The 544-nt window shown below is 62.5% G+C and carries 1 protein-coding gene; it reads right to left on the bottom strand.

What is annotated here, in order from left to right; genetic code table 11:
• A partial coding sequence (locus AC1DKR_RS21065; RefSeq protein WP_478035078.1) for an AAA family ATPase occupies positions 1-544 on the bottom strand: 544 nt, incomplete at both ends.

The raw sequence follows: 544 nt of genomic DNA on the forward strand, positions 1-544 counted from the left end.
AGTCCGGGCCCTGCTCGGCCAGATGGCGCACGGCTTCGAGCAACGCCTTGGCGTCGCCTTCGATCAGCGCATGCAGGACGTCGTAGACCTGGCCGTGATCGAGGGTGCCGAGCATCGCCCGCACGTCGGCGGCCAAAACCTTGCCTTCACCGAAGGCGATGGCCTGGTCGGTCAGGCTCATGGCATCGCGCATCGAACCGTCGGCGGCGCGACCCAGCAACCACAGCGCATCGTCTTCGAACGGCACGTTCTCGACGCTCAGCACATGGCTCAGATGCTCGACCACSCGCTCAGGGGTCATGTTCTTCAGGGAGAACTGCAGGCACCKCGASAGAATCGTTGCAGGAAGTTTCTGCGGATCGGTGGTAGCCAGGATGAACTTGACGTAGGGAGGCGGCTCTTCGAGGGTTTTCAACAGCGCATTGAAGGAATGGCTGGAAAGCATGTGCACTTCGTCGATCAGGTAGACCTTGAAGCGCCCGCGGCTCGGCGCGTACTGCACGTTGTCGAGCAGCTCGCGGGTGTCTTCGACCTTGGTCCGGCT

The organism is Stenotrophomonas sp. 01N47, from assembly GCF_056399165.1.